Source organism: Clostridium tepidiprofundi DSM 19306, assembly GCF_001594005.1.
GTDB classification, from domain to species: domain Bacteria; phylum Bacillota; class Clostridia; order Clostridiales; family Clostridiaceae; genus Clostridium_AC; species Clostridium_AC tepidiprofundi.
Genome location: NZ_LTBA01000032.1, coordinates 1 through 22,754, shown reverse-complemented (window position 1 = coordinate 22,754; position 22,754 = coordinate 1). Strand labels below are relative to the sequence as shown.

At 28.2% G+C, this 22,754-nt stretch carries 15 protein-coding genes, 8 tRNA genes, 2 rRNA genes, 2 pseudogenes and 1 other annotated feature; of the genes and pseudogenes, 19 read left to right on the top strand and 8 right to left on the bottom strand.

Annotation, left to right across the window (positions count from 1 at the left end):
- The 4 genes from CLTEP_RS10535 to CLTEP_RS10520 form a co-directional block, all read left to right on the top strand.
- Positions 1-226, top strand: a 23S ribosomal RNA gene (locus CLTEP_RS10535); the annotation flags it as partial.
- Between the two features lie 73 nt (positions 227-299).
- Positions 300-416 (top strand): 5S ribosomal RNA (gene rrf, locus CLTEP_RS10530).
- 5 nt (positions 417-421) lie between these two features.
- Positions 422-498, top strand: a tRNA-Ile gene (locus CLTEP_RS10525).
- A 53-nt stretch (positions 499-551) separates the two neighbouring features.
- Positions 552-627, top strand: a tRNA-Ala gene (locus CLTEP_RS10520).
- A 93-nt stretch (positions 628-720) separates the two neighbouring features.
- Here the strand turns inward: CLTEP_RS10520 and CLTEP_RS10515 are convergent.
- The 3 genes from CLTEP_RS10515 to CLTEP_RS10505 all read right to left on the bottom strand — a co-directional run bounded on the left by CLTEP_RS10515 (position 721) and on the right by CLTEP_RS10505 (position 4,047).
- A complete protein-coding gene (locus CLTEP_RS10515) occupies positions 721-1,758 on the bottom strand; it encodes a PTS sugar transporter subunit IIC (RefSeq protein WP_066826539.1) in 1,038 nt (345 codons plus the stop codon).
- A gap of 154 nt (positions 1,759-1,912) precedes the next feature.
- On the bottom strand, positions 1,913-2,746 hold the full coding sequence (locus CLTEP_RS10510; protein ID WP_066826537.1) for a DNA-binding domain-containing protein: 834 nt from the start codon (positions 2,744-2,746) through the stop codon (positions 1,913-1,915).
- Positions 2,746-4,047, bottom strand: coding sequence for an ATP-binding protein (locus tag CLTEP_RS10505; protein ID WP_084364891.1), 1,302 nt, complete (start codon positions 4,045-4,047; stop codon positions 2,746-2,748). Before CLTEP_RS10505 ends, CLTEP_RS10510 begins: the two co-directional genes overlap by 1 nt.
- Positions 4,048-4,390: 343 nt before the next feature.
- Between CLTEP_RS10505 and CLTEP_RS10500 the strand changes: the two genes are divergently transcribed.
- The 11 genes and pseudogenes from CLTEP_RS10500 (at position 4,391) to CLTEP_RS10445 (ending at position 14,311) form a co-directional block, all read left to right on the top strand.
- Positions 4,391-4,903 carry an HD domain-containing protein gene (locus CLTEP_RS10500; protein WP_066826535.1) on the top strand — a complete coding sequence of 171 codons (513 nt, stop codon included), beginning with the start codon at positions 4,391-4,393 and terminating at the stop codon, positions 4,901-4,903.
- Between the two features lie 286 nt (positions 4,904-5,189).
- The gene (locus tag CLTEP_RS10495) at positions 5,190-6,350 is read left to right on the top strand and encodes a DUF362 domain-containing protein (protein WP_066826533.1); all 1,161 of its coding nucleotides are present in this window, start codon (positions 5,190-5,192) and stop codon (positions 6,348-6,350) included.
- 19 nt (positions 6,351-6,369) lie between these two features.
- Positions 6,370-9,078, top strand: coding sequence for a UPF0182 family protein (locus CLTEP_RS10490; RefSeq protein ID WP_066826531.1), 2,709 nt, complete (start codon positions 6,370-6,372; stop codon positions 9,076-9,078).
- A 221-nt stretch (positions 9,079-9,299) separates the two neighbouring features.
- Entirely contained in the window at positions 9,300-10,712 is a 1,413-nt protein-coding gene (locus CLTEP_RS10485; protein ID WP_066826530.1) for an NAD(P)/FAD-dependent oxidoreductase, read from the top strand.
- A 16-nt stretch (positions 10,713-10,728) separates the two neighbouring features.
- Positions 10,729-10,962: pseudogene (locus CLTEP_RS10480) on the top strand (DUF1667 domain-containing protein); the annotation flags it as partial.
- Positions 10,963-11,017: 55 nt separating this feature from the next.
- Positions 11,018-11,217 (top strand) — a binding site (T-box leader).
- A gap of 442 nt (positions 11,218-11,659) precedes the next feature.
- On the top strand, positions 11,660-12,940 hold the full coding sequence (gene serS / locus CLTEP_RS10475; protein WP_066826527.1) for a serine--tRNA ligase: 1,281 nt from the start codon (positions 11,660-11,662) through the stop codon (positions 12,938-12,940).
- Positions 12,941-13,105: 165 nt separating this feature from the next.
- Positions 13,106-13,197: transfer RNA gene (locus tag CLTEP_RS10470), tRNA-Ser, on the top strand.
- Positions 13,198-13,239: 42 nt separating this feature from the next.
- Positions 13,240-13,330: transfer RNA gene (locus CLTEP_RS10465), tRNA-Ser, on the top strand.
- 498 nt (positions 13,331-13,828) lie between these two features.
- A tRNA-Ser gene (locus tag CLTEP_RS10455) sits at positions 13,829-13,920 on the top strand.
- A 28-nt stretch (positions 13,921-13,948) separates the two neighbouring features.
- Positions 13,949-14,039: transfer RNA gene (locus CLTEP_RS10450), tRNA-Ser, on the top strand.
- Positions 14,040-14,234: 195 nt separating this feature from the next.
- A tRNA-Arg gene (locus CLTEP_RS10445) sits at positions 14,235-14,311 on the top strand.
- A 259-nt stretch (positions 14,312-14,570) separates the two neighbouring features.
- Here CLTEP_RS10445 and CLTEP_RS10440 read toward each other — a convergent pair.
- Entirely contained in the window at positions 14,571-15,812 is a 1,242-nt protein-coding gene (locus tag CLTEP_RS10440; protein WP_066826524.1) for a S41 family peptidase, read from the bottom strand.
- A 239-nt stretch (positions 15,813-16,051) separates the two neighbouring features.
- Positions 16,052-16,447, bottom strand: a complete 396-nt coding sequence (locus tag CLTEP_RS10435; RefSeq protein WP_066826522.1) for a hypothetical protein — start codon at positions 16,445-16,447, stop codon at positions 16,052-16,054.
- Positions 16,448-16,757: 310 nt separating this feature from the next.
- On the opposite strand from CLTEP_RS10435, the gene CLTEP_RS10430 reads away from it, so the two are divergent.
- Positions 16,758-17,516: a LytR/AlgR family response regulator transcription factor gene (locus tag CLTEP_RS10430; protein ID WP_066826520.1), complete on the top strand. Its 759-nt coding sequence runs from the start codon at positions 16,758-16,760 to the stop codon at positions 17,514-17,516.
- A 126-nt stretch (positions 17,517-17,642) separates the two neighbouring features.
- Here CLTEP_RS10430 and CLTEP_RS10425 read toward each other — a convergent pair whose 3' ends face one another.
- The 3 genes from CLTEP_RS10425 to CLTEP_RS10415 form a co-directional block, all read right to left on the bottom strand.
- Entirely contained in the window at positions 17,643-19,250 is a 1,608-nt protein-coding gene (locus CLTEP_RS10425) for an ABC1 kinase family protein (RefSeq protein ID WP_066826518.1), read from the bottom strand.
- Between the two features lie 10 nt (positions 19,251-19,260).
- A complete protein-coding gene (locus CLTEP_RS10420; protein WP_066826516.1) occupies positions 19,261-19,572 on the bottom strand; it encodes a phasin family protein in 312 nt (103 codons plus the stop codon).
- A gap of 259 nt (positions 19,573-19,831) precedes the next feature.
- The gene (locus CLTEP_RS10415) at positions 19,832-21,220 is read right to left on the bottom strand and encodes a pyruvate carboxylase subunit B (RefSeq protein WP_066826514.1); all 1,389 of its coding nucleotides are present in this window, start codon (positions 21,218-21,220) and stop codon (positions 19,832-19,834) included.
- A gap of 268 nt (positions 21,221-21,488) precedes the next feature.
- On the opposite strand from CLTEP_RS10415, the gene CLTEP_RS10410 reads away from it, so the two are divergent.
- The 3 genes and pseudogenes from CLTEP_RS10410 to CLTEP_RS10405 all read left to right on the top strand — a co-directional run.
- Positions 21,489-21,565 (top strand) — tRNA-Arg (locus CLTEP_RS10410).
- A 540-nt stretch (positions 21,566-22,105) separates the two neighbouring features.
- Complete coding sequence (locus CLTEP_RS14430) at positions 22,106-22,252, top strand: MerR family transcriptional regulator (protein ID WP_084364889.1); 147 nt, start codon at positions 22,106-22,108, stop codon at positions 22,250-22,252.
- A gap of 54 nt (positions 22,253-22,306) precedes the next feature.
- Positions 22,307-22,754: pseudogene (locus CLTEP_RS10405) on the top strand (IS200/IS605 family accessory protein TnpB-related protein); the annotation flags it as partial.

Here is a 22,754-nt window from a genome sequence, read left to right as displayed (position 1 = left end):
GACTGACCTCTAGTGCACCAGTTGTTCCGCCAGGAGCACAGCTGGGTAGCTAAGTCGGGAAGGGATAAACGCTGAAAGCATCTAAGCGTGAAGCCTCCCTCAAGATAAGATTTCCCATGACGAAAGTCAGTAAGACCCCTTGAAGAACACAAGGTTGATAGGTCGGAGGTGTAAGTGCAGTAATGTATTAAGCTGACCGATACTAATAGGTCGAGGACTTGACCAAAACTCTGTTCATTATGCAATTTTGAGAGAACAATGTTTTCTCGATGTATACCACAAACGTCAATAAGAAAGTATCTGGTAGTTACAGCGTAAAGGCAACACCCGTTCCCATTCCGAACACGAAGGTTAAGCTTTATAGCGCCGATGGTACTGCATGGGAGACCGTGTGGGAGAGTAGGTCACTGCCAGGTAATTTGGACCATTAGCTCAGTTGGTTAGAGCAACCGGCTCATAACCGGTAGGTCCGGGGTTCGAGTCCCTGATGGTCCACCATAAAGAGTGATTAGATATACGTTGTATGTCTAATCACTAATTCAATTTAATATGGGGATATAGCTCAGCTGGGAGAGCACCTGCCTTGCACGCAGGGGGTCAGGGGTTCGAATCCCCTTATCTCCACCAAAATACTAATCACAAGCAATCGATAGATATCGATTGCTTGTGATTTTCTTTACTCTTTTTTACTCTATCGTAAGAGCTTAAAAGTTGAAGTGTTTATGCAGCAGCATTTTCTTTGTTAGAAATTATTTTAGAATTTTTATTTGTTTTACCAAAAGAACGAAATACTATAGAACCAACATAACCTGCAGTTAAACCACCTAAAATAGCGAATGCAATAGCTGAAATAACTTTTATAGGGTCATTAAATCCAAAAGGAGCTAATAAGCCTGGAATAGGAGATGCTGTGCCTGGTGCGTTATTTATTATATTAAAATAAGCAGCCGATAATCCCGAGAATCCTCCCCCAAAGAAATTTGAACAATATATAGGAATAGCATTTTTAGTAACTATATCTGCTTGAGTTAGTGGTTCAAGCATTACTGCAACTACATTACTAGAATCACCTAATTTTAATCTTTTAAATATCATACCATTTGTAAAAGAACCACCAACACAAGCTATAGCAGCAATACCCATAGCAAGTCCTCTAAGACCAAGCATTGCAGTAAGAGCCATTGAGCTTAAAGGCGATGTACACATTATTTTCATTATTCCACCTAATAAAAATCCCATTACTATTGGTGATTGAGTAGCAGCAGCTGAAATCATCTGACCAATACTTAATAATGTTGAATTAACAATAGGATCAACTGATAATGCAATAAATCTAGCTAGGGGTGCAATTAAAAGAGCACCTACAATTATGTCTAGTCCCTTTGGAAGTTTCTTTTCTAATATTGGTCCAACTAATCCTATTATATAACCAGCAATAAATCCCGGTAAAATTCCATAACCTGCAACTGCGACACCTGCAACGACAGAATATACAGGATTAAGTCCCATACCTAATGGAACTAAAATAGCAGCAGCTACACCACCCATGCTACCCGAAGTAGCACCAACTTCACTTAAAAATTTAAAATTAAGGAAATTACCACTTATATATTTGTGAATTGCTTCTACTAGAAAACTAGCTACGGCAGCATTTGCTAAACCAGACATGGCTTTATCACCTTTAGGTGCTTTTAAGCTAAATGCTGAGAAAATTCCTAACGTTAGAATTAATAGACCTAAACCTTTGATTACTTCCATATTTTATTCCTCCCATGCATAAAATTAATAACTATGTTCCAAATAAAAAGAATTGTAATAATTTTATTACAATTCTTTGTTAAATAAATATTAAACTATGGGTAACATAAAACTTCAGTAATCTTCAAAAATATAAATTTAAATTTTCAGAAAATTATTTTTCACAGTAGAAAAGCATACCATCCAGGAATTTTTTTAAGTTTATTTTACCTTTTTTATTGCTATTTCCTCTAATCCAGTCCATTTCTTTTTTTATTTGTTCAAAATTATACAGGCTATTTGAGTATTCAACAAACGATTCATTCATATAATCCTCAATGCCTATATGGGCAATATTGCTCATTCCAACTGAGACAGCTCGTCTAATTTTTTGTTCTAGTGATTTAGGATTATTAGAAAATTTACTCAACAATTCTCTTATAGTAAAATTAGACATATTTTGCTTAGAAATTATTAAGAAATTAACAATCTTTATTATATCTTCACTACCATTTTCACCAAGTATACCTATCTTTTTTAGTATAGTCTTTATTTTTTGTTCAGTATTAGCAGTGTTATTTTCTAAATGATGAGGTTCTTTGTTTAAGAATAATTTTTCTATCTTATTTAATGTTATATTCATTTCCAATTTTTCTATTACTTTTTTTATAATATTTTCAACTTCTAAAGCATTAATAGGTTTTTGAATATAATATTCAATTCCTTTGTTATATGCTTTTCCAATTATATCCTTAGAAGATACTTGAGAAATCATTATAAATTGAATATTAGGATATTTAGGTTTAAGTTCGCTTACTAGCGTTATACCGTCTTTTTCTGGCATTAATAGGTCAATTAGAACTATATCAGGAGGGTAGGAACTGATTTCATTATAGGCTTCAATTCCATTCATAGAATAACCTATAAGAGAACCTAATTTTCTGTCAATAATAATTTTTTCTAATATTTTTATTATGTTTATGTCATCTTCAACAATAAAAATTTTCATTATTTCTTCACCTCAAGTTCTTTTTTAGGAATAATAATTTTAAATGTTGTGCCTTCATTTATTTTTGAAGTAATTTTAATTTCGCCATTTAAATTTTTTTCAACTATATCTTTAACTATGCTTAATCCAAGACCTCTATTAATATCTCCGGTTGTATAATTTATTTTTGTTGAATAACCTGGTTGAAAAATATATTTTAAATTTTCTTTTTCAATTCCACATCCCGTATCTTGTATTATAAAAATATTTTTATCATCATATTGCTTATGAATAAATGAAATTTTATTTATTGAATTTGTTTCAATTAAAGAATCAATAGAATTGCTCAATAAATTTCTAAATATAGACATTAGGTAATAATGTTTATCGGTAAAAAAATCAGTTTCTATTTTAAAATTTAATTTAATATTTAAATTTCTATGATTTAAATCATTAATAAAGCTTTCCTTTAATATAGATACAATTTCGCTAAAATACATTCCTTCATCATGTAACTTATTTTCAATAATTTCGTCTATTCCTCTTAAAACTAGTTTATACTCTTTTTTTATTTCATGAATATCTTTAGCTATATTTAGTGCTTTAGATGATAATAGTTTTATATCTTTATTAGAAGAAATTTTTTCATATAAGTCATATGTATCCGACATAACTTTTTCTATGTTGTCCATATTTTTTCTCATCCAATACATTTCAGTTTTTAGTTTTGATGTCATCCATAATAATTTTTTATATCTATTTTCATGCTCCTCTTTCAAAAGAAACATTTTATAATATTTTATTCCATTTAGCATGAGCCATATAATACTTGAACGCAAAAATGCCACTATGATTAATGTTATAAATATTTGTTTATGAAAAATATCACATTTACTTCTTATTAAAATTTCTATAAAGTTAGCTCCGAAGTCACAGAATATTAGTTTTATAAATAATGTATTAATATTGTTATAGATAGAATTTTTATTTGTTAATAGTGCAAAAAATATTGAGTAAAATGAGTAAAAGAATAGTTCAGGAAAATATGCATAGGCAGCTTCATAAAAAGTACCATTAGCCATAATAAAGAATAATATTCTAAGTAAATATACTGATAAAGCAGCTAATAATCCTGTTAGTACTGTATTTAGGTCTTTGTGCAAGAAAAGAAATATAGGAAACAAGATGATTGCAAATGATATCTTAAAATCAGTAATTAATATATTTATATATACTTGTGCTGCTATGCCTAAAATTAGTGCTACAATTACAGTTTTAATAAAATTCTTAACTTTTATATCTTGTATTGATAATATTTTCATAATAATAACTTCCTTATAAAATATTATAATAGATTGTAAGTGATCTATTGTAATCTATTATAACAAGTATTTATGTGAAGTACCATACCCACAAGGGGCTGTGAATTTTTTATAAGAACTTTGATATTTAACTTTAAGTAACCTTATTTGAGAGAAATCGTTTTTATAAAACTTTGGTTTTGAGGATTAATTAAAAAAAAGTAAAAAACAGAAAATTACTTATCATACTGAGAGTTCACATTATTGTTAATATGTGATAATATATTAATTAATAGTTAAAGTTGATAAATAATTAGTAAGTGATTATGTTATTACTTTGATACTCTTGATATGGAGTTTTGTTATGTTAAAGTATAGAATAAGGCAATTGATAAGAGCTTTTATGGCTTATTTTTCAAATATTAGTTACAACGATAATATGTATTTAAAAAAGTATTTAAATTATGAACAGCTTAATTTGTTTAATGAATTATCGATGTATGAAAAAAAGCACTCATTATATATTGCGAGAGATATTGAAAATAATTATAGAAATAATATTAGTGATAGAGAACTGGAAATTTTAATTAAAGCGTCATTATTACATGATGTTGGTAAAATAAAAAGTAAATTAAATTTATTTGATAGGGTATTTCTTGTCATTATGAATGGCTTAATAAAAGATAACTTAAAAAAAATAAAAATTAGACCACTAGAATATAAAATTTATGTGTATTATAATCATGGGGAAATAGGGTATGAGCTATTAAAAAATTGCTCTGAAGATGAAATACTATATTTAGTTAGATATCATCATAATAAATGTTTAAATGATTATAAATTAAAAATTCTTCAGAAATTCGATGAAAGAAATTAAAACAAAAGGTTTTAATTTTATATTTGATTGTTAAGAGAAAATAAGTCAGCAAATTAGCATATTGACTTGGTTATTTTTTTATAGATGTCTTGTAGAATTTCAATTCGTAATTTAAATTTTTAGCATATATATTAAAAAAACGAAAAAATGCAGTATGCAGAGAGTTTTATAAGTGAATATTAATGCAAAATATATGATAGTAAATAGTTATAGTGCATATTACGAATCGAAGTTATAGAAGTATTTATAGAAGTGAAATACTTACGAATTGGCAAAGGATGGTATAATGGAAAGAATAGCATTGATTAAATGTTCAGAATATAGAGTTAATTTAATAGAAGAAAAGTTAAGAGAGGGTTTTGAATTATTAGGAGGGGATATTTATTTAAGAAAATTAATACCACATAATAGTAAAGTACTTTTAAAACCAAATTTGCTTAGTGTCGAAAAAATAGGTTCCCCTGTTGTTACAAATAATGTTGTTTTTGAAGCTGTAATAAAAATATTAAAGGATTATACAAATAATATTAGTTTTGGTGATTCACCAGGTTTTGGAGATTCAAAAAGAGCGGCAGAAAAATGTGGACTTATGGAGGTTGCAAATAAGTATGGTGTAAAATTTGAAAATTTCAATGAAGCTGTTCATGTTAAACTTGAAAATTCTATTCTATGCAAGTCATGGAATGTTGCGAAAGCTGCATATGAAGCAGATGTTGTTATTTCTCTTCCTAAATTAAAAACACATGCTATGGCATATTATACAGGAGCAATAAAAAATCAATTTGGGTGTGTTCCAGGTACTCAAAAGGCTGCATGGCATACGAGAATGCCTGATGCACACAACTTTTGCAAAATGTTACTTGATCTAAATACTGTTATAGGTACTGATTTTGCAATACTTGATGGTATTATAGCTATGCAAGGGAATGGTCCTAAAAATGGAAGACCCTATAAATTAAATTCATTGATATTAGGGGAAAGTTTAAGTGCAGTTGATTCTGTTGCTGTTAGATTAATAGGATATGATGATCCACTGGATACTCCAGTATTAAAAGAGGTTTATGATAGTAATTGGGGAGCAGTTTTACCGAAAGATATTGAAATATTAGGGGAAGATATAGATAATATGAAGGTTAATGATTTTGAATTGTGCAGAAAAGGAGGTGACTTTTACTTTATAAATCCTAGAGTTACCAATTTTCTAAGAAATATGATAGCACCATATCCATTTCTTATTGAAGATAAATGTATAAATTGTAGTAGATGTATGCAAGTCTGTCCAGAAAATCCTAAAGCTATTAGTATGGTCAATAAAAATGGGAAAATGTATCCTGAATGGAATATGAAACAATGTATAAGATGCTTTTGCTGCCAAGAATTATGTCCGGTAGGTGCAATAGAGACAAAACATTCTACATTGGGAAAATTATTAGGATATAATGACTAAAAGGGAAAGAGGGAAAATTATGAAGAAAAGAATAACAATTACTGCTGTTATAACAACAATAATTATAATTTCTATATTTTTTCAGAGTATTATTAATTTTATAGTTAACATTAAATGGTTTAGTGAAGTTGGATATTTATCAGTTTATTTCACAAAAGTAACCTCAATGATAAAATTAGTTATTCCGTTATTTGTGGCATTTTTTGTGTTTGTTTGGATTTATTATAGAAGTATAAAGAAAAGTATAATAAGATTAAAAAGTGTTGAAGTAGTAGATGTTAATAAAATAAAATTAGAAAAGAAGATATTTTTTATAAGTGATGCTATTTTTTCATTGTTCATATCAATATCTCTTGCCAATACATATTGGTACAAAATACTGCAATTTATAAATTCAACAAAGTATAATATTTCTGATCCTATATTCAATAAGGATATTTCGTTTTTTATATTTAAATTACCATTAATAGAATCTATATATAATTCACTTTTAGGAGTATTAATATTTATTGTTATTGTAACACTTGTAGTATATTTTATTTTGAGTATGAAGGATAGTATTATTGCTCAAAAGACTAAAACATTTAGTAGTTTTAAAGAATTTAAAAGTGGTCTTACAAAATTTGCAGGGAGACAACTCGCTATTGTGTCAGCATTAATATTATTATTGATTTCTTTAGGATTTTTTATAAAAGCTTGGAATTTAGTTTATTCACCTAGAGGAGTCGTTTTTGGTGCAAGTTATACAGATGTTAAAGTATCATTGAATTTTTATAGAATCATTGCTGTATCTTCGGCAATTGCTTCAATAGTTATATTTGTTAGTATATTGTTATCGAAAGTTAAGCCTATAGTATTCTCTGTTATTGGTATAGTGGTGCTTGTTTTATGTGAAAATATAGTTTCAGGAGTTGTGCAACACTTCATAGTTCAGCCTAATGGAATTAAAATGGAGGAACCATACATTGCGAAAAATATAGAGTATACTAGAAAGGGATTTAACATTGATTCTGTAAGTGAAATACCATTTAAGATTAAAAATAATTTAACAAAGAAAGATATTGAAGATAATAAAATGACAATAGAAAATATTAAAATAAATTCATATAAGCCAGCATTAGAATTCTATAATCAATTCCAGTATATTAAATATTATTATGATTTCAATGACATTGATGTTGATAGATATACGATTAATGGGAAATATAGTCAAGTGTTTATAGCACCTAGAGAAATTGATTTAAAGTCTCTTAAAGGTAAAGGAAATGATTGGCAAAACACACATTTGATTTATACACATGGATATGGTGTTGTAATGAATAAAATAAATTCTGTTACAGAGTCAGGTCAACCGGATTTTGTAATAAAAGATATTCCGACGGTAAATTTGACGGATATTCCACTAAAAAATCCAAGAATATATTTTGGAGAGAAAACAAATGATTATGCAATAGTTAATACAAATATAGGTGAAGTAGATTATCCTAAAGGAGATGGAAATAACTTAACTAATTATGCTGGTAAAGCTGGAATTAGTATGAGTTTTGGCAATAGAATATTATTTGCTATAGACAAGAAGAGTACTAAATTCTTATTGTCTAATGATATAACATCAAAGAGTAAGGTGTTGATTAATAGAAATATAATGAAAAGGGTTAATAAAATTGCACCATTTTTGATATATGATAATGATCCTTATTTGGTTATAAATGATGGGAAGTTATATTGGATAATAGATGCTTACACAGTATCAAATAGATATCCTTTTTCACAACCTGTAAATGGTATTAATTATATAAGGAACTCTATTAAAGTAGTTGTGGATGCATATGATGGAAATGTAGATTACTATATAGTTGATAATAATGATCCTGTAGCACAAACATATTCAAAGATATTTCCTAAATTATTCAAAGAATCAAGCGATATTCCAAATGGTATAAAAAAACATTTTAAATATCCAGAAGAAATATTTAAAATACAATGTAAGGTGTTAGGTAGATATCATGTTACAGATCCAGGCATATTTTACAGAGAAGAAGCTGTATGGAATGTGGCTAAAAATCAAGAAACCGTTGAAGGAAAAGAGCAGGAGAATAAAGCATCATATATGATAATGAAACTTCCAAAAGAAAATAAAGAAGAAATGATACTCGTAGAATACTTTAACACAAAAGGCAAAAATAATATGGTTGCATTATTTGGAGCTAGAATGGATGGCAAAAATTACGGAAAAATGGTTTTGTATAGATTCAAAGCTGGTGAAACGATATATAGTCCTATATTATTTAAGAATAAGATAAATCAAGACACAGTAATATCAAAAGAATTATCGCTATTAAATATGCAGGGGTCACAGGTAATTCATGGTGATACGTCGATTATACCGATAAAAAATTCATTATTGTATGTTGAGCCTTTATATATTAGGGCTAGTGGTAAAAATAGTATTCCTGAAGTAAAAAAAATTATAGTATCTTATAATGATAAGATAGTTCTTGCAAATGGCATTGATGAAGCATTGAATAAGATATTTAACTATGATATTGATTTTGATACTGAAAAAAGAAAAAATATTGAAACTGAAGTTGGAAAGTACAAATATGATATTAATAGAGCTAAAGAGTTATATGAAAAAGCAATTGAAGCTCAGAAAAAGGGAGATTGGTCTCGATATGGTAAATATATTGATGAACTTGGTAAATTATTAGAACAATTAAGTAAGTAAACATTAAAATGGCTGTTGATAAAAATTAAACAGCCATTTTAGTATTTATAATATTATTGATTAATTTATAAGACTTCAACTTCTATTAAACTACATTTTTTCGTTGCAATATATATTGTAAAAATCTAAATTATGAGTTATATATAAAATCACAATATTTAAATAAACAATAAAATAATATATAATAGTATTAGGTGTGTAATAAGGACAGGAGGAGTTATATGGATTATGATATTCTGATACTCGGTGGTGATATTATAGGGTGTGCTATAGCATATGAGCTTTCAAAATATAATTTAAATATTGCACTTATTGAAAAAGATTATGATATAGCTGATGATATAGCACTAATTAATACTGAAATAATATATAATGGAATAGAAACTGATGATAGTATAACTTCAAAGTTGGAATATGAAGGAAATATAATGATGGATAAAATCACATCTAAATTTAATATACCATTTAAAAGAATGGGATCATTAATGATTGCAAAAACAAAAGAGGAAGAAATTAAACTTGATAAGATTTACAAAAGGGCAGTTGAAAGAGGAATAAAAGATGTGTATTTAATTCAGGGTATGAGTGTATTTGATATAGAACCTAAATTAGGAGAAAATGTAACAAAAGCAATATATTCTAAAAATACTGGTGTTATTTGTCCATATGATTTGGCACTTGCTTATGGAGAAATTGCATTTGATAACCATGTGAATTTTAAACTAGAAGAAGAAGTATTGGAGATAAAAAAGTCTTTAAAAGGTTTTAATGTAATTACTAATAAAAATAAATTTACTTGCAAGATAGTTATAAATACTATACCTGGAGAAAACTATAATATATACAAAGATAGAAAAGATAGAATAGTTGATAAAAATAAATGTAAAAAAAAGAGATATTTGAAGTATTTTTTATACAATAAGACTTATAATAATTTCTATTCAAACATGATTTTTAATTTAAGTGATGATGAAGATAACATGTATGCAATACCTACTGTATCGGGAAAGACAATTTACGGATTGAATACAGATAAAGATATGGATAATACAAAATTAATAAATAAAGCCTCAAGTTTACTAGGAAACTTAAACAAAGATGATGTAAATACCTTTTATAGGTCTAGTTTTTATTGCGATCCTATAGTTATAGATGATAGTTGTATTGATACTGGATATATTAAAATTAAAGGTAAACATTATGGAATAGTTACAATGACTCCAGCGATTGCACAAAAAGTATGTGAAACTGTAGTAGGCAATCTAAACTGCAAATTAAAGAAAGATTTTATTGATAAAAGAAGGGAATATTATAGATTTAAAGAATTATCAAATGAAGAAAGACAAAATATAATAGAATTAGATAATAGATATGGTAAAATAATATGTGTGTGCGAGAAAATAACCGAGGGAGAAATAATAGATGCTATAAGTAGACCACTAGGTGCACGTACAGTTGAAGGTATTAAGAGAAGAACTGGAGCGGCTTTTGGAAAATGCAAAGGATCACAGTGTTTGAATAAAATAGTTTCAATTTTGGCTAGAGAAACAAATAAAAAAGTTACAGAAATAGTTAAGGATTCAAAAAAGTCTAAAATTGTTCCTAACAGGATAAAAGAATTCGATAGCATGTAGGGGAGAATAAAAAATGAATAGAGAAGATATTTACACTACAGTTATAAGAGTTAAAGGATCAAGTAAATTTAATGTTGTACCTGTAAAAAGCAGTAAACCTATAGAAAAAAGCTTGTGGATAGAATGTTCTAAGGCATTAAGTAGATTAAGGGTAGGCCCACCATTAAAGATAGGAGATGTGGTGTGTAAAAATATTCTCAATACTGGGGTGGATATTATTTGTACAAGGAATATCAATAAAAAACAGTAAAAATATTGTTGACATGGTTTAAATTAAGATGTAGAATAATCTATAATAAAAAATATTAAAACCTGTGAAGAGGCTAGTAGTAGTATAGAAAGTTTAAGAGAGTCAGTGGTTGGTGTGAACTGATACTTTTGATATTATGAATCCACCTCTGAGGGACTGTGATGAGCAGTACGGTTATAACCGTTACATTTTTAAAGAGGATTAAATTTTAATTTAATCAATTAGGGTGGCAACGCGGAGCTTTTCGTCCCTTTTAAGAGGGAAAGAGGCTCTATTTTTTTATATGCTTATTAAGGCATTTTCAAAAAAATAACTAGTCAGTATGCTAGTCTATTTTGCGAACTACTTCATCGTCGGAACCCGTTGATAGAACCTACTATCAGCGGAACCCAACTCTTTGTATTTCACAAAATATACGTCGCATCTTTGACTTGTTATTTTCTTTCAAATGCCTAATTTGCAGTATATATATTTTATAAAAGTGAATTTATAAAAATGAAATTGAAGTTTTTTAATTCATATGAAGTGGAGTTTTATCGAATTTATAAGATTCCTACTTCTATAAGTATAAGCAGGAAATTGAAGTTTTTTATTTCAGTAAAATGAGTTCACATGAAATTTTGATGTTTCATCTAAAAATGAGTTAGCTTTTACGTAAAATATTTGTTTGAATTAATATATAAGGAGGAAAAAATTGATGTTAGACTTGAAAAGAATAAGAAATAATACAGAAGAAATTAAAGCGATTATGGCCGATAGAGGAGAATCTTTTGATACTTCAATTATCGATAATGTAGTTGAATTAGATAAAAGAAGAAGAGAAATATTGGTTAAAGTTGAAGAAATGAAAAATGAAAGAAATAGTAAATCAAAAGAAATACCTAAACTAAAAAAAGCTGGTGAAAATACAGAGCAAATTATGGCTGAAATGAAAGAGCTTTCTACTAAAATTAAAGAATATGATATTGAGCTTTCAGAAGTAAATGAAAAAATAGAATACTTACTATTGAGAATTCCTAATATACCTCATCCAGATGTACCAAATGGCGATAGTGATGAGGACAATGTAGAAATAAGAAAATGGGGTGAACCGAAGCAGTTTGATTTTGAAATAAAAGCTCATTGGGATTTAGGAACAGATTTAGATATATTAGATTTCGAAAGAGCGGGAAAAGTAACAGGTTCAAGGTTTACAGTTTATAAGGGATTGGGTGCTAGATTAGAAAGAGCAATAATAAGCTATTTTTTAGATACTCATGTAGATAAAAATGGATACACTGAAGTGTTACCTCCATATATGGTTAACAGGACTAGTATGACAGGTACTGGTCAATTGCCTAAATTTGAGGAGGATGCTTTTAAAGTACAAGGTTCAGATTATTTCCTAATTCCAACAGCAGAAGTACCAGTAACTAATTTATTCAGAGATGAAATATTAAAAGGTGATGATTTGCCTATAAAATATGCGGCATACAGTGCTTGCTTTAGATCAGAAGCTGGTTCAGCAGGTAGAGACACTAGAGGTCTTATTAGACAACATCAATTTAATAAGGTTGAACTTGTTAAATTTGTAAAGCCTGAGGATTCATACAAAGAATTAGAAAAATTAGTTAATGACGCTGAATCTGTTCTTAAGGGACTAGGGCTTCCATACAGAGTGGTTAAAATATGTAAAGGTGATTTAGGATTTACAGCAGCATTTAAATACGATATTGAAGTGTGGATGCCAAGTTATAATAGATATGTTGAAATTTCAAGTTGTAGCAATTTTGAAGATTTCCAAGCTAGACGTGCGAATATTAGATATAAAGAGGATTCAAAATCTAAACCTCAATTTGTTCATACATTGAATGGTTCAGGTGTTGCTATAGGAAGAACAACAGCAGCAATTTTAGAAAATTATCAAAGGGAAGATGGTACAGTTGAAATACCAGAAGTATTAAGACCATATATGGGCGGAAAAGAATATATAAAATAGATAATATTGTGTAAAGAATATAGAACTGAAAAGTATGTTTTTGTTTAAAGAATATAAATAGTTGACAGATTATGCTGTCAACTATTTAAGCATATTCAAAAATTCGAAAAAAAATTATTGACATAATTAGAGGTGGTTGATATAATATAACTTGTTGTTGGACATGGAGAGATGGTCGAGTTGGTTTAAGGCACCGGTCTTGAAAACCGGCGTACGTGATGAGCGTACCGTGGGTTCGAATCCCACTCTCTCTGCCATTTTTTTATATAAAAAATGGATTTGTTAAATTTTATATTTATGGAGAAGTACTCAAGTGGCTAAAGAGGCTCCCCTGCTAAGGGAGTAGGCCGGGAAACTGGTGCGCGGGTTCAAATCCCGCCTTCTCCGCCAAAGCATCTAGTAATCCTACTAGATGCTTTTTGCATGTATTTATCGATTCTATAAGACTTCCACTTCTGCAGGAGGAATATTGAAGATTTTTGCTTCAGGTGGAGTAGAGTTTCTACCTAAAGTTCCTATGCTTTTCTTTAGCAAAACGAGTTTAGGCATTTTCAAAAAAATAACTAGTCAGTATGCTAGCCTATTTTGCGAACTACTTCATCGTTGGAACCCGTTGATAGAACCTACTATCAGCGGAACCCAACTCTTTGTATTTCACAAAATATACGTCGCATCTTTGACTTGTTATTTTCTTTCAAATGCCTTACTAGTGTATATATAAGGCATATTCAAATAGTAAGTTAGTATACCTTCAATTCGTAATTTAGATTTTTAGCATATATATTACAACGAAAAAATGCAGTGAGTTTATTGCAAAAAAATTCGATTAAAAATCTATTGACATATATGTATGTAATTGATATAATATTCATTGTCGCAGGAAGATGTGGAGAGATGGTCGAGTTGGTTTAAGGCACCGGTCTTGAAAACCGGCGTACGTGATGAGCGTACCGTGGGTTCGAATCCCACTCTCTCTGCCATTTTAAAATAAAGAAGATTTGTGTTTATGGAGAAGTACTCAAGTGGCTAAAGAGGCTCCCCTGCTAAGGGAGTAGGCCGGGAAACTGGTGCGCGGGTTCAAATCCCGCCTTCTCCGCCAAAACATCTAGCTGATGCTAGGTGTTTTATGTTTATATGATATGTTTAAAACTTTATTTATTTGCTTGGATGGTATGATAAAGCTGATATTATGTTGGTGTTTTTGAGATACTTTATGACTTACGTTGTATAAATGCAGGGTGTTGATTTAAGTAAGTTTTTGTGGTATCATTGTTAGTGCAGTTGAATAGAATATGCGTCAGTAGCTCAGTTGGATAGAGTAGCTGGCTACGAACCAGTTGGTCGGGGGTTCGAATCCTCTCTGACGCACCATAAACCGTTGAAATTAAAGGGTTTGCAGAAATGCAAATCCTTTATTTTTTTATTTTTCCCACACTTTGCCCTCTTTTTTACACCTTATAAATTTATAAATAAATAAGAAGTCTTATCTATCATTAGAAAAACTGATAAAAGAACAAAGAAAATTAGGCAGAAAACAAAAATAAAGGTTACTAAATTAAATGAAAGAGTAAAAAATTAAAGGTTAGATTTTATTCTTAAATTATCTAAAAGAATTATAATTAAAATCAAGTTATAATTTTTGAGAATTAAAATATATCCAAAAGGTATTAGAATTAATTAATTCTAATACCTTTTGGATAGCTTTATCTTCTTTATAATTAGTTCCTATTGATGTACATACATGTATATCAGGTGATACTCCTATTTCTTCATTAATTGTAAAATCCTCATTAAGTACTAACTCAGATGGAAATCTAATAATATAACCACTATTAGGCAGTGATATAAGTACTGGATCAATACCTCCACAAAGGCCTCCGCCGGTATTTTCACCTATAACTTTAGCCCATTTACTTGCCTTACAGAATGATGCAAATCTTGTTGCAGCTGAATAAACTTTTTTATCTACAAGTAAAAAAACCTTTCCATTGAAACCTACTGAATTTTTAGGTTCAACTTCAAGATAAGATATATAATATTTTTCAAAGTTATTTTTTACTATTGAAGGTATTTTTCTTAAAATATTTGCATCTATATTTTCAATATAGTCTATATCGGAATCATAAAAGCTTTTATAGTATTTTTCGTTTTTAAGGAAAACATAATGTTCAACTTCTATAGGCTTACTTATAAGAGGACTTACAATGTTACGAATCCAATATTTTATATCTCCACCGGGATTTCCTCTAATATCTATTATAATATATGGAAAATCATGTACTTTCTTAAAAAAATTTAATATACCTGATTTATCTAGGTTTACTCGAGCATTATCAAATCTTCTTACTTTAAGATATGCTAACTTGTTAGGTTCTATTATATCGCACATAAAAAAGCGTTTTTTAGGAAAATATTTAGAGTTTTTTTCAGATTTTTTATAGTTATATCGTTTTATTACTTCGGGTTTTTTTAGTAATTTTGTAAATATACTAAAAACATCTTCATTGTTAGCATAAGGCTTAATAAAGTAACTAAAATATTTTTTTGGAATTAAATCTGTATGTTTATTATTTAGGTCTTTTAAGATATATTTCAGTGTATTTTCAAATTCTAAATCATTTTTTGTGTTCTCAATCATTTTAATATATTTTCTATCGTTATTTAACCAATCTATGTTATTGTCTTTTTTATTCAATTCAAAAAATGGATAATATTTTTTTAACATATTATATAGATAAACATAATCATCTATTTTATGTACTTTGGTTAAAGTACATAAATTTTTTTCTGAACTATATAGGAGTAAATGGTTTACTATTAAAATTGTTAGTATAGTTATTGCAATGATTGATAAATATCTTTTTAATTTCATACTACAACTCCTTACACTATTTAGATAGTTTAATTACTTGAGTTTTCTTAATATTTTAATTTCTATTATTTTATAGATTCTATAGGATTTCTGCATCTATAAGTGGAAGATTGAAGCGCTTTGCTTCAGGTGAAGTAGAGTATCTACCTGAAGTCCAGATGTTTTGATTTAGCAAAACGAGTTCACTAATTTTACAAGACTTTCATTTTCATAAGTAGAAAATGAAAGTCTTGTTTTGACTAAGGAGTTATCATATATTCTGTTTCAATGATTGTTTCAGTTTCTGTTTTCGTGGTTTTACTTTTTCTTTTAATTGTAATTTTACCACCCTTTATTTCAGTTTTACCACTATATTTATCTTCATGCTTGTAAATTACCTCATTCTTCTCTTTATCTCTTTTATCAATATAAAAATCTTTGCCACCAGAAGTAGTACCACGACCAGTGTATGGATTATATGTATTACCTGAACCTGAATCATCCTCACACATCATACATATATAAACTTGTTTTGATGTGATTACTTTTTTATGAAATTTACTTACTTGTGCAAAGGTAACTACATTTCCTGTTGATGTAAATGTAATTAAAGATAAACCTAAAGTTAAAATTGATTTTTTAAAAATTTTATTCATGTTCATACCCCTTTTTATTTAAATTATTAATTATTACAAATTCATAATAAGTTTACTAGCATAATCAAGTAAAGTAAATACATATTCGTTAAATGGTATATATTTATCCTTAAAATTCATTATAATGAAATTATATTATTATAAACATTTTATTTTCTTTCAAATGCCTTAATATAAAAATATGGTATTAATAATGAAATTTTGATATAATTACTTTAAATTTGATTTATTATATATTTAGGATATTGTTGTTCAGACTATAATAAAAGCAATTGCGTACTATATTTATACTATGCAAGGGGGAATTATCATGATAAATATACTTATTTACAGTGAGTGCTCAAGATTAATAGAAATTATAAAGAATATAGTAGAGCGATTTTATTGTGAAATAAATTTTAAAGATTTTAATATACAAATGTTTAATGATTCAAAGGAAATTATTAAGTATATTAAAAGTAGTATTGTTGGGAAAAGAATATATATATTAGATAATGAACTGAATGAAAGAAGAGATGGATTATTACTAGGAAAAAAAATTAGGGAATTAGATAATTACCGTGGTGTAATGATTCTTATTACTAATTATCCAGAAATAAGTTTTAAAGTTTTTCAATATAAATTGCAAGTTTTAGCATTGATATTGAAAAATTATGAGTTAAGTAAGCATATAAAAGAGAGTATTTCCATTGCAACAAATATATTATATAAAGATATACAGGTAAATAGAGAAAAAAAGCTACGAATTAGGGCTGGTGTTCAAATTTTAAATATATTAATTAAAGATATAATTTATGTTGAAACTATAAAAAATAGTAAGAAAATCATGATATGTACAACTAATAACAGAATAGAATTTTATAGTACATTAAAAGAATTAAGTAATTTTTTAGATAACAAATTTATTCAAGTACATAAAACTACTATAGTTAATAAAAATTACATAAAAAGTATAAACAAAAATCGCAAGAATCTTTACATAGAGTTACAAAATGGTATTATATGTCCACTTTCTAGAAATGGGTTAAAAAAATTGAATGATAGAGGTAAAATACTACTGTGTGGTTAACATAAGTGAAATTCGCAGAAGACAATAGTTTTGATTAAAGAGGATAATAAAGGTTTATACCCTATAGGAAGATTTTGCTATCTACTCTATAGGGTGTATATTTACTAATTACTGTGTTTTTTATATTTACAATTTACCCGATCGAATAATAGAAATCAAAAGCCAAAACCCCATAACCGCGGCTACTACATATCCTGTTAAACCTATAATAGACATACCGTAGAATGTAGGGCCAACGTTTGATGTAAGCATAAAAGAAGAGCCTATTATCATAGAAGAAATAATCACCGCAAATACCATTCTATTTACCATCTTATTTAACTGACTTACAGAATGTTTAAGTCCAGTAACTTCGAGTTGCATTTTAGCTCTACCATTCAAAATGCTATCTGACAGCTCTATGAATTTTGAGGGTACTCTTGAACTATCTTTAGCAAAACGTAGATATCTTGTAGTAAATTCAGTTAAATCGAATTGTTTTAAAAATGAAAATTTAGTATTTGATTTGACATAAGGTATTGCTACATCAAGAAAACTTATATCTGGAGATATTTCAGCAACAACACCTTCAACAATAACCATACTTCTTATTAATAGAGTTAATTCTCTAGGTAATTTTAAGTTGTTTTTATTTGCAGCATCAAAAAGTTCTTCTAATAGTGATGATATTTTAATATTTCTAAGTGAAGTTGACATATAACTTGCCATTAAATAATCAATATCTTCATACAATGTATTCCTGTTTACATATCCCGTTTTGATTGCTATGCTGAGCAATATAGAAATGATTTTGTTTATGTCATTATATACCATAGCAACAACTAATTCGTTAAGAGCTTCTTTTAATGAATTTGAAAGAGTTCCCATTATACCAAAATCAATAAAACATATTTTACCATCTTTTATTAATATATTTCCGGGATGTGGATCTCCATGGAAGAAACTATCTTCAAAAATTTGCTTGCAGAATGAAAGTGATAGTTTTTTACCTAGATCATCTAAATCATACCCTCCATTTTCTAATCTAAGTTTATTGTTAATCTTAAAGCCTTCTATCTTCTCCATAGTTATGACTTTTGAGCTTGAGAGTTCATCAACAACATAGGGTATATGTAAAAAAGATACATCAGTATTTAATTCTTTGAACTTCTTGATGTTTTCTGATTCGTTTTTGAAATCAAGTTCTAGAGAAGTAGCATATCTAAGTTCATCTAATGCTTCATTAGGATCTATTATAAATTCAGAAAATTTAGCTTTGGTTAGAGAAAATATTTTTGAAAGTATAGAAATATCCATTTCCATCTTTTCTTTTATATTAGGTCTCTGAACTTTTACGATAACATTTCTACCGTCTTTTAATGTGGCAGAATGAGCTTGAGCTATCGACGCGGATGCTAGTGGTTTTCTATCAAAAGATTCAAAGACTTCATCAATTGATTTGTTGAATTCATTAAAAAAGACAGTATTTATATTGTCAAAATCTTCAGGAGGTACTTCATTTTGAAGCTTAGACAATTCTAGTATATACTCTTGAGAAAGTAGATCAGGTCTTGTGCTTAGTATTTGGCCTATTTTTATAAATGTAGGTCCCAATTCTATGAATGCCTTTTTTAAATTCTCAGGAGATTTTTTATTGCCTTTTTTATTAATTGCGGTATCAACGATATAACCAAAACCATAATGTGCTAAAACTTTCACTATTTCTTTAAACCTTTTAATAGAATCTCTATACATAAAACACCTCTTATTTGTTTTCTAATTTATCAAGTCTTTCTTTTATTTCATTGATATCATCTTTAGAAGCAAAATTCATTTCTTTTAATATGGAAACAATATCGTCTTTTGTTAAAGGTGCGACTTTATTTTCAACGGTATCTTTAACTTCTTCTGTTTTAGTCTTTATATTTCTTTTCAATTCTTCTGTAAGTTCTTTTCCCTCATTAACAGTTAGTTTACCCTTTTCGACCATTTCATCGACCATTTTAGAAGCTTTTTCAAAAGTATCAGCAACTGAACCAATTCCGAATAAAACTACTTTTTTAAAATCATTTAACATAAAATTCAACTCCTCACATAAATTTTATTTTATTTTGATACATTTAGTTATTTTAAATTTTCATAATTGACAATATAATATTATCTTTTTTATCAATTATATATAATATTATACTATATTAAGAAAAATATAACCAATTAAGAAAATATTAATGGTGTTAATATTTTTTTAACAAAATATAAAACAGGATTTGTAGAAAAAAATAAAAATAAGAAACAATATATTGTATTGCTTCTTATTTTTTCTCAAATGCCTAATATTAAATCGGTTGACTCATTGTTTCTCGTCTGGTTTGTTCAATAGTTGGATTCTTAGTTCTATTTTTAAAGAATTCCATTGCTACTTCAGGAAAAGCTAAGTAAGATAATATGTCTTCTTCACTTGTTACTACATCTTTTAATTTTTCTTTAGTTTTTTCAAATGCAGGTTCTAAAGTATCAGCATATCTTACTTTTAAAGGAGTATCGTTACCAAGGGCCTTTTTAAATACTTCTTCATCTATTTTACCAGGTGCTTTTCCGTATTCGCCTCTGCAATATGCTTTTACTTCTTTTAAAATCATTTTATATCTTTCACCAGTAAGCACATTAACAGTGGCTTGTGTACCAACCATTTGGCTCATTGGAGTAACTAGTGGAGGATAACCTAAATCTTTTCTTACTTTTGGAACTTCCTCAAGAACTGCATCTAATTTATCAATAGAATTTTGTGCTTTCAATTGGGAAATCATATTTGATAACATTCCACCAGGAATTTGATTTAGTAGTCCTTCAGGGTTTGGTGTTAAAACTTTTGGATCTAGTCTTCCATTTTCAATAAAATATTCTCTAACAGGTTTGAAGAAATTATTGATTTTAGTTAAACTATCCAAATTAAGATTTGTATCATAACCAGCAGAAACTAATGCTTGGTGCATTGTTTCAGTTGGAGGTTGTGCTGTACCACTTGAAAAAGATGAAATAGCACAGTCAATACCATCTACTCCTGCTTCAACTGCTTTTAAGTAAGTCATTTCAGCTAGACCATTTGTACAGTGAGAGTGTAAGTACACAGGAATATTAACAGCTTCTTTGATACTTTTAACCACATTGTACGCAATATTAGGCATCATAAGTCCTGCCATGTCTTTTATACAAATCGAATCAGCACCCATGTTTTCTAATTTTTTAGCAAGGTTTGTATAATTTTCAACATCATGAATAGGACTCACAGTATAAACTATTGTACCTTGTGCATGAGCACCTTGTTTTTTAGTTTCATCCATAGCTACTTTTATGTTATCAAAGTCATTTAATGCATCGAATATTCTAATAATATCAATACCATGGTAAACTGCCATCTTAATAAATCTTCTAACAACATCATCTGGATAATGTTTATATCCTAATATGTTTTGTCCTCTTAAGAGCATTTGTAAAGGGGTTTTTTTAGCGATAGCTTTAATCTTGCTTAGTCTTTCCCATGGATCTTCATTTAAGTATCTTAAACAGGAGTCAAATGTTGCTCCTCCCCAGCATTCTAATGAATGATATCCTGCATTATCTAGCTCTTTTATGATAGGTGCAAATTGTTCAAATGACATTCTAGTTGCTATTAATGATTGATTTGCATCTCTTAGAACTGTTTCGGTAATGTTTATTTTTTTCATATAATCACCTCAAATATGTAATTTAAAATAATTTTCAGCATGTACTTATTTCTATTTTAGCATAAAGTTTAACAAAAATCTGCAATAAATAATTTATTTTTCTGAAAAAAGAAATTAAAAATTCATATTTGTATAAACATAGATATTTAATGATTATATAACTAGAGTATATTTTCATATTACTTATTGAAGACGTTTCACAATGATGTTGACATATATGCTATTTTATAATAAGATATATATCAGATGAATGATAATTATTTTATATGCACTCGTAGCTCAGTAGGATAGAGCGTCCCCCTCCTAAGGGGAAGGCCGGGGGTTCGATTCCTCTCGAGTGCGCCATGTTTGTGGATACAAAAAGCCATCTAAGAGGTTTTCTTGGATGGTTATTTTTTATGTTTTAAAAGGTGTTGTTGATGGATTTGTTGACAACAAGATTATTTTTGCGTATAAATTTTTTAAAAGATTTAGTTACGTAATCAGGTCTTAAAAATTTTCCGTTAGGATGATAAAGAATAAATGGTAGATTAAATGAAGACCTAGTGTATAAAATTTATAAAAAATATTGTGAGAGAAGTATGGGGCAAATAAGGCTTGATACTAAATAAGGATAACTTTAGAATAATAAAGATTAATTAGAGATATTTATGACTAAGGATCAAATGAAATATTCTTGGTTAGATAACTAATATTATGAACAAATCATAGATACATTTGTAAAATTTTTTTTTACAAATGTATTTTTTTTTTACAATATGGCATATAATATAAGTAGGAGGATACAACTGTTGTTTAAAAAATGCTTAAACTTAGACAAAATTAACTAAGCTTACCTGACATGTATATAAGCTTTTGATATTGTTATATCAGAGGTGAGGATTAATGAAAGATATGATAGATATATCAAAAGCAAGTCAAATGCTTGGTGTATATACTAAAACATTAAGAAGATGGGATAATGGAGGGAAATTTAAAGCATATAAGACTCTAGGTGGACATAGAAGATATAAATTATCGGATGTGGAATAAAATCAAAGAAAACTATCAATGAATTAGAGAAAGAAAGGCAGGAGCAAAGTATTAATGAAAACAACAATGAGAGCAATATTGATAAATCTAAACGACAAACAGAAATCAATAATTGATAATATGATGTTAGTATTTTGCACTGCAATAAGGTTTTCTTTCAAAAGACTTCTTGAAGGTGAAATAAAAAAAGGTGAATTAGAAAAAATAGTAGCTCATAAATATAATTTAAATATACGTCAAGCTAAAGATGCCGTTGAAAGTGCAAGACAGACAATAGTTTCTCAAAGAGAATTGCTCAAAGAAAATAGAGATAATTATAAAAAGAAAGTTAAGGCTGTTGAAAAACAGTTAAAAAATGATAAATTATCTCAAAAGAAAAGGAATGCTTTAAAAAGTAAGCTCGATAAAAGAAAAAGAAGATTAGCCTATTTTCAAAAACATATTGATAATAAAACTATTCCCCCTGTTACATTTGGTACTAAAAAAATGTTCATCAAAAGAT

Coding starts and splice junctions, on each gene's coding strand:
- CLTEP_RS10515 (WP_066826539.1), bottom strand. CDS start 1,758: ATGGAAGTAATCAAAGGTTTAGGTCTATTAATTCTAACGTTAGGAATT.
- CLTEP_RS10510 (WP_066826537.1), bottom strand. CDS start 2,746: ATGAAAATTTTTATTGTTGAAGATGACATAAACATAATAAAAATATTA.
- CLTEP_RS10505 (WP_084364891.1), bottom strand. CDS start 4,047: ATGAAAATATTATCAATACAAGATATAAAAGTTAAGAATTTTATTAAA.
- CLTEP_RS10500 (WP_066826535.1), top strand. CDS start 4,391: ATGTTAAAGTATAGAATAAGGCAATTGATAAGAGCTTTTATGGCTTAT.
- CLTEP_RS10495 (WP_066826533.1), top strand. CDS start 5,190: ATGGAAAGAATAGCATTGATTAAATGTTCAGAATATAGAGTTAATTTA.
- CLTEP_RS10490 (WP_066826531.1), top strand. CDS start 6,370: ATGAAGAAAAGAATAACAATTACTGCTGTTATAACAACAATAATTATA.
- CLTEP_RS10485 (WP_066826530.1), top strand. CDS start 9,300: ATGGATTATGATATTCTGATACTCGGTGGTGATATTATAGGGTGTGCT.
- serS (WP_066826527.1), top strand. CDS start 11,660: ATGTTAGACTTGAAAAGAATAAGAAATAATACAGAAGAAATTAAAGCG.
- CLTEP_RS10440 (WP_066826524.1), bottom strand. CDS start 15,812: ATGAAATTAAAAAGATATTTATCAATCATTGCAATAACTATACTAACA.
- CLTEP_RS10435 (WP_066826522.1), bottom strand. CDS start 16,447: ATGAATAAAATTTTTAAAAAATCAATTTTAACTTTAGGTTTATCTTTA.
- CLTEP_RS10430 (WP_066826520.1), top strand. CDS start 16,758: ATGATAAATATACTTATTTACAGTGAGTGCTCAAGATTAATAGAAATT.
- CLTEP_RS10425 (WP_066826518.1), bottom strand. CDS start 19,250: ATGTATAGAGATTCTATTAAAAGGTTTAAAGAAATAGTGAAAGTTTTA.
- CLTEP_RS10420 (WP_066826516.1), bottom strand. CDS start 19,572: ATGTTAAATGATTTTAAAAAAGTAGTTTTATTCGGAATTGGTTCAGTT.
- CLTEP_RS10415 (WP_066826514.1), bottom strand. CDS start 21,220: ATGAAAAAAATAAACATTACCGAAACAGTTCTAAGAGATGCAAATCAA.
- CLTEP_RS14430 (WP_084364889.1), top strand. CDS start 22,106: ATGAAAGATATGATAGATATATCAAAAGCAAGTCAAATGCTTGGTGTA.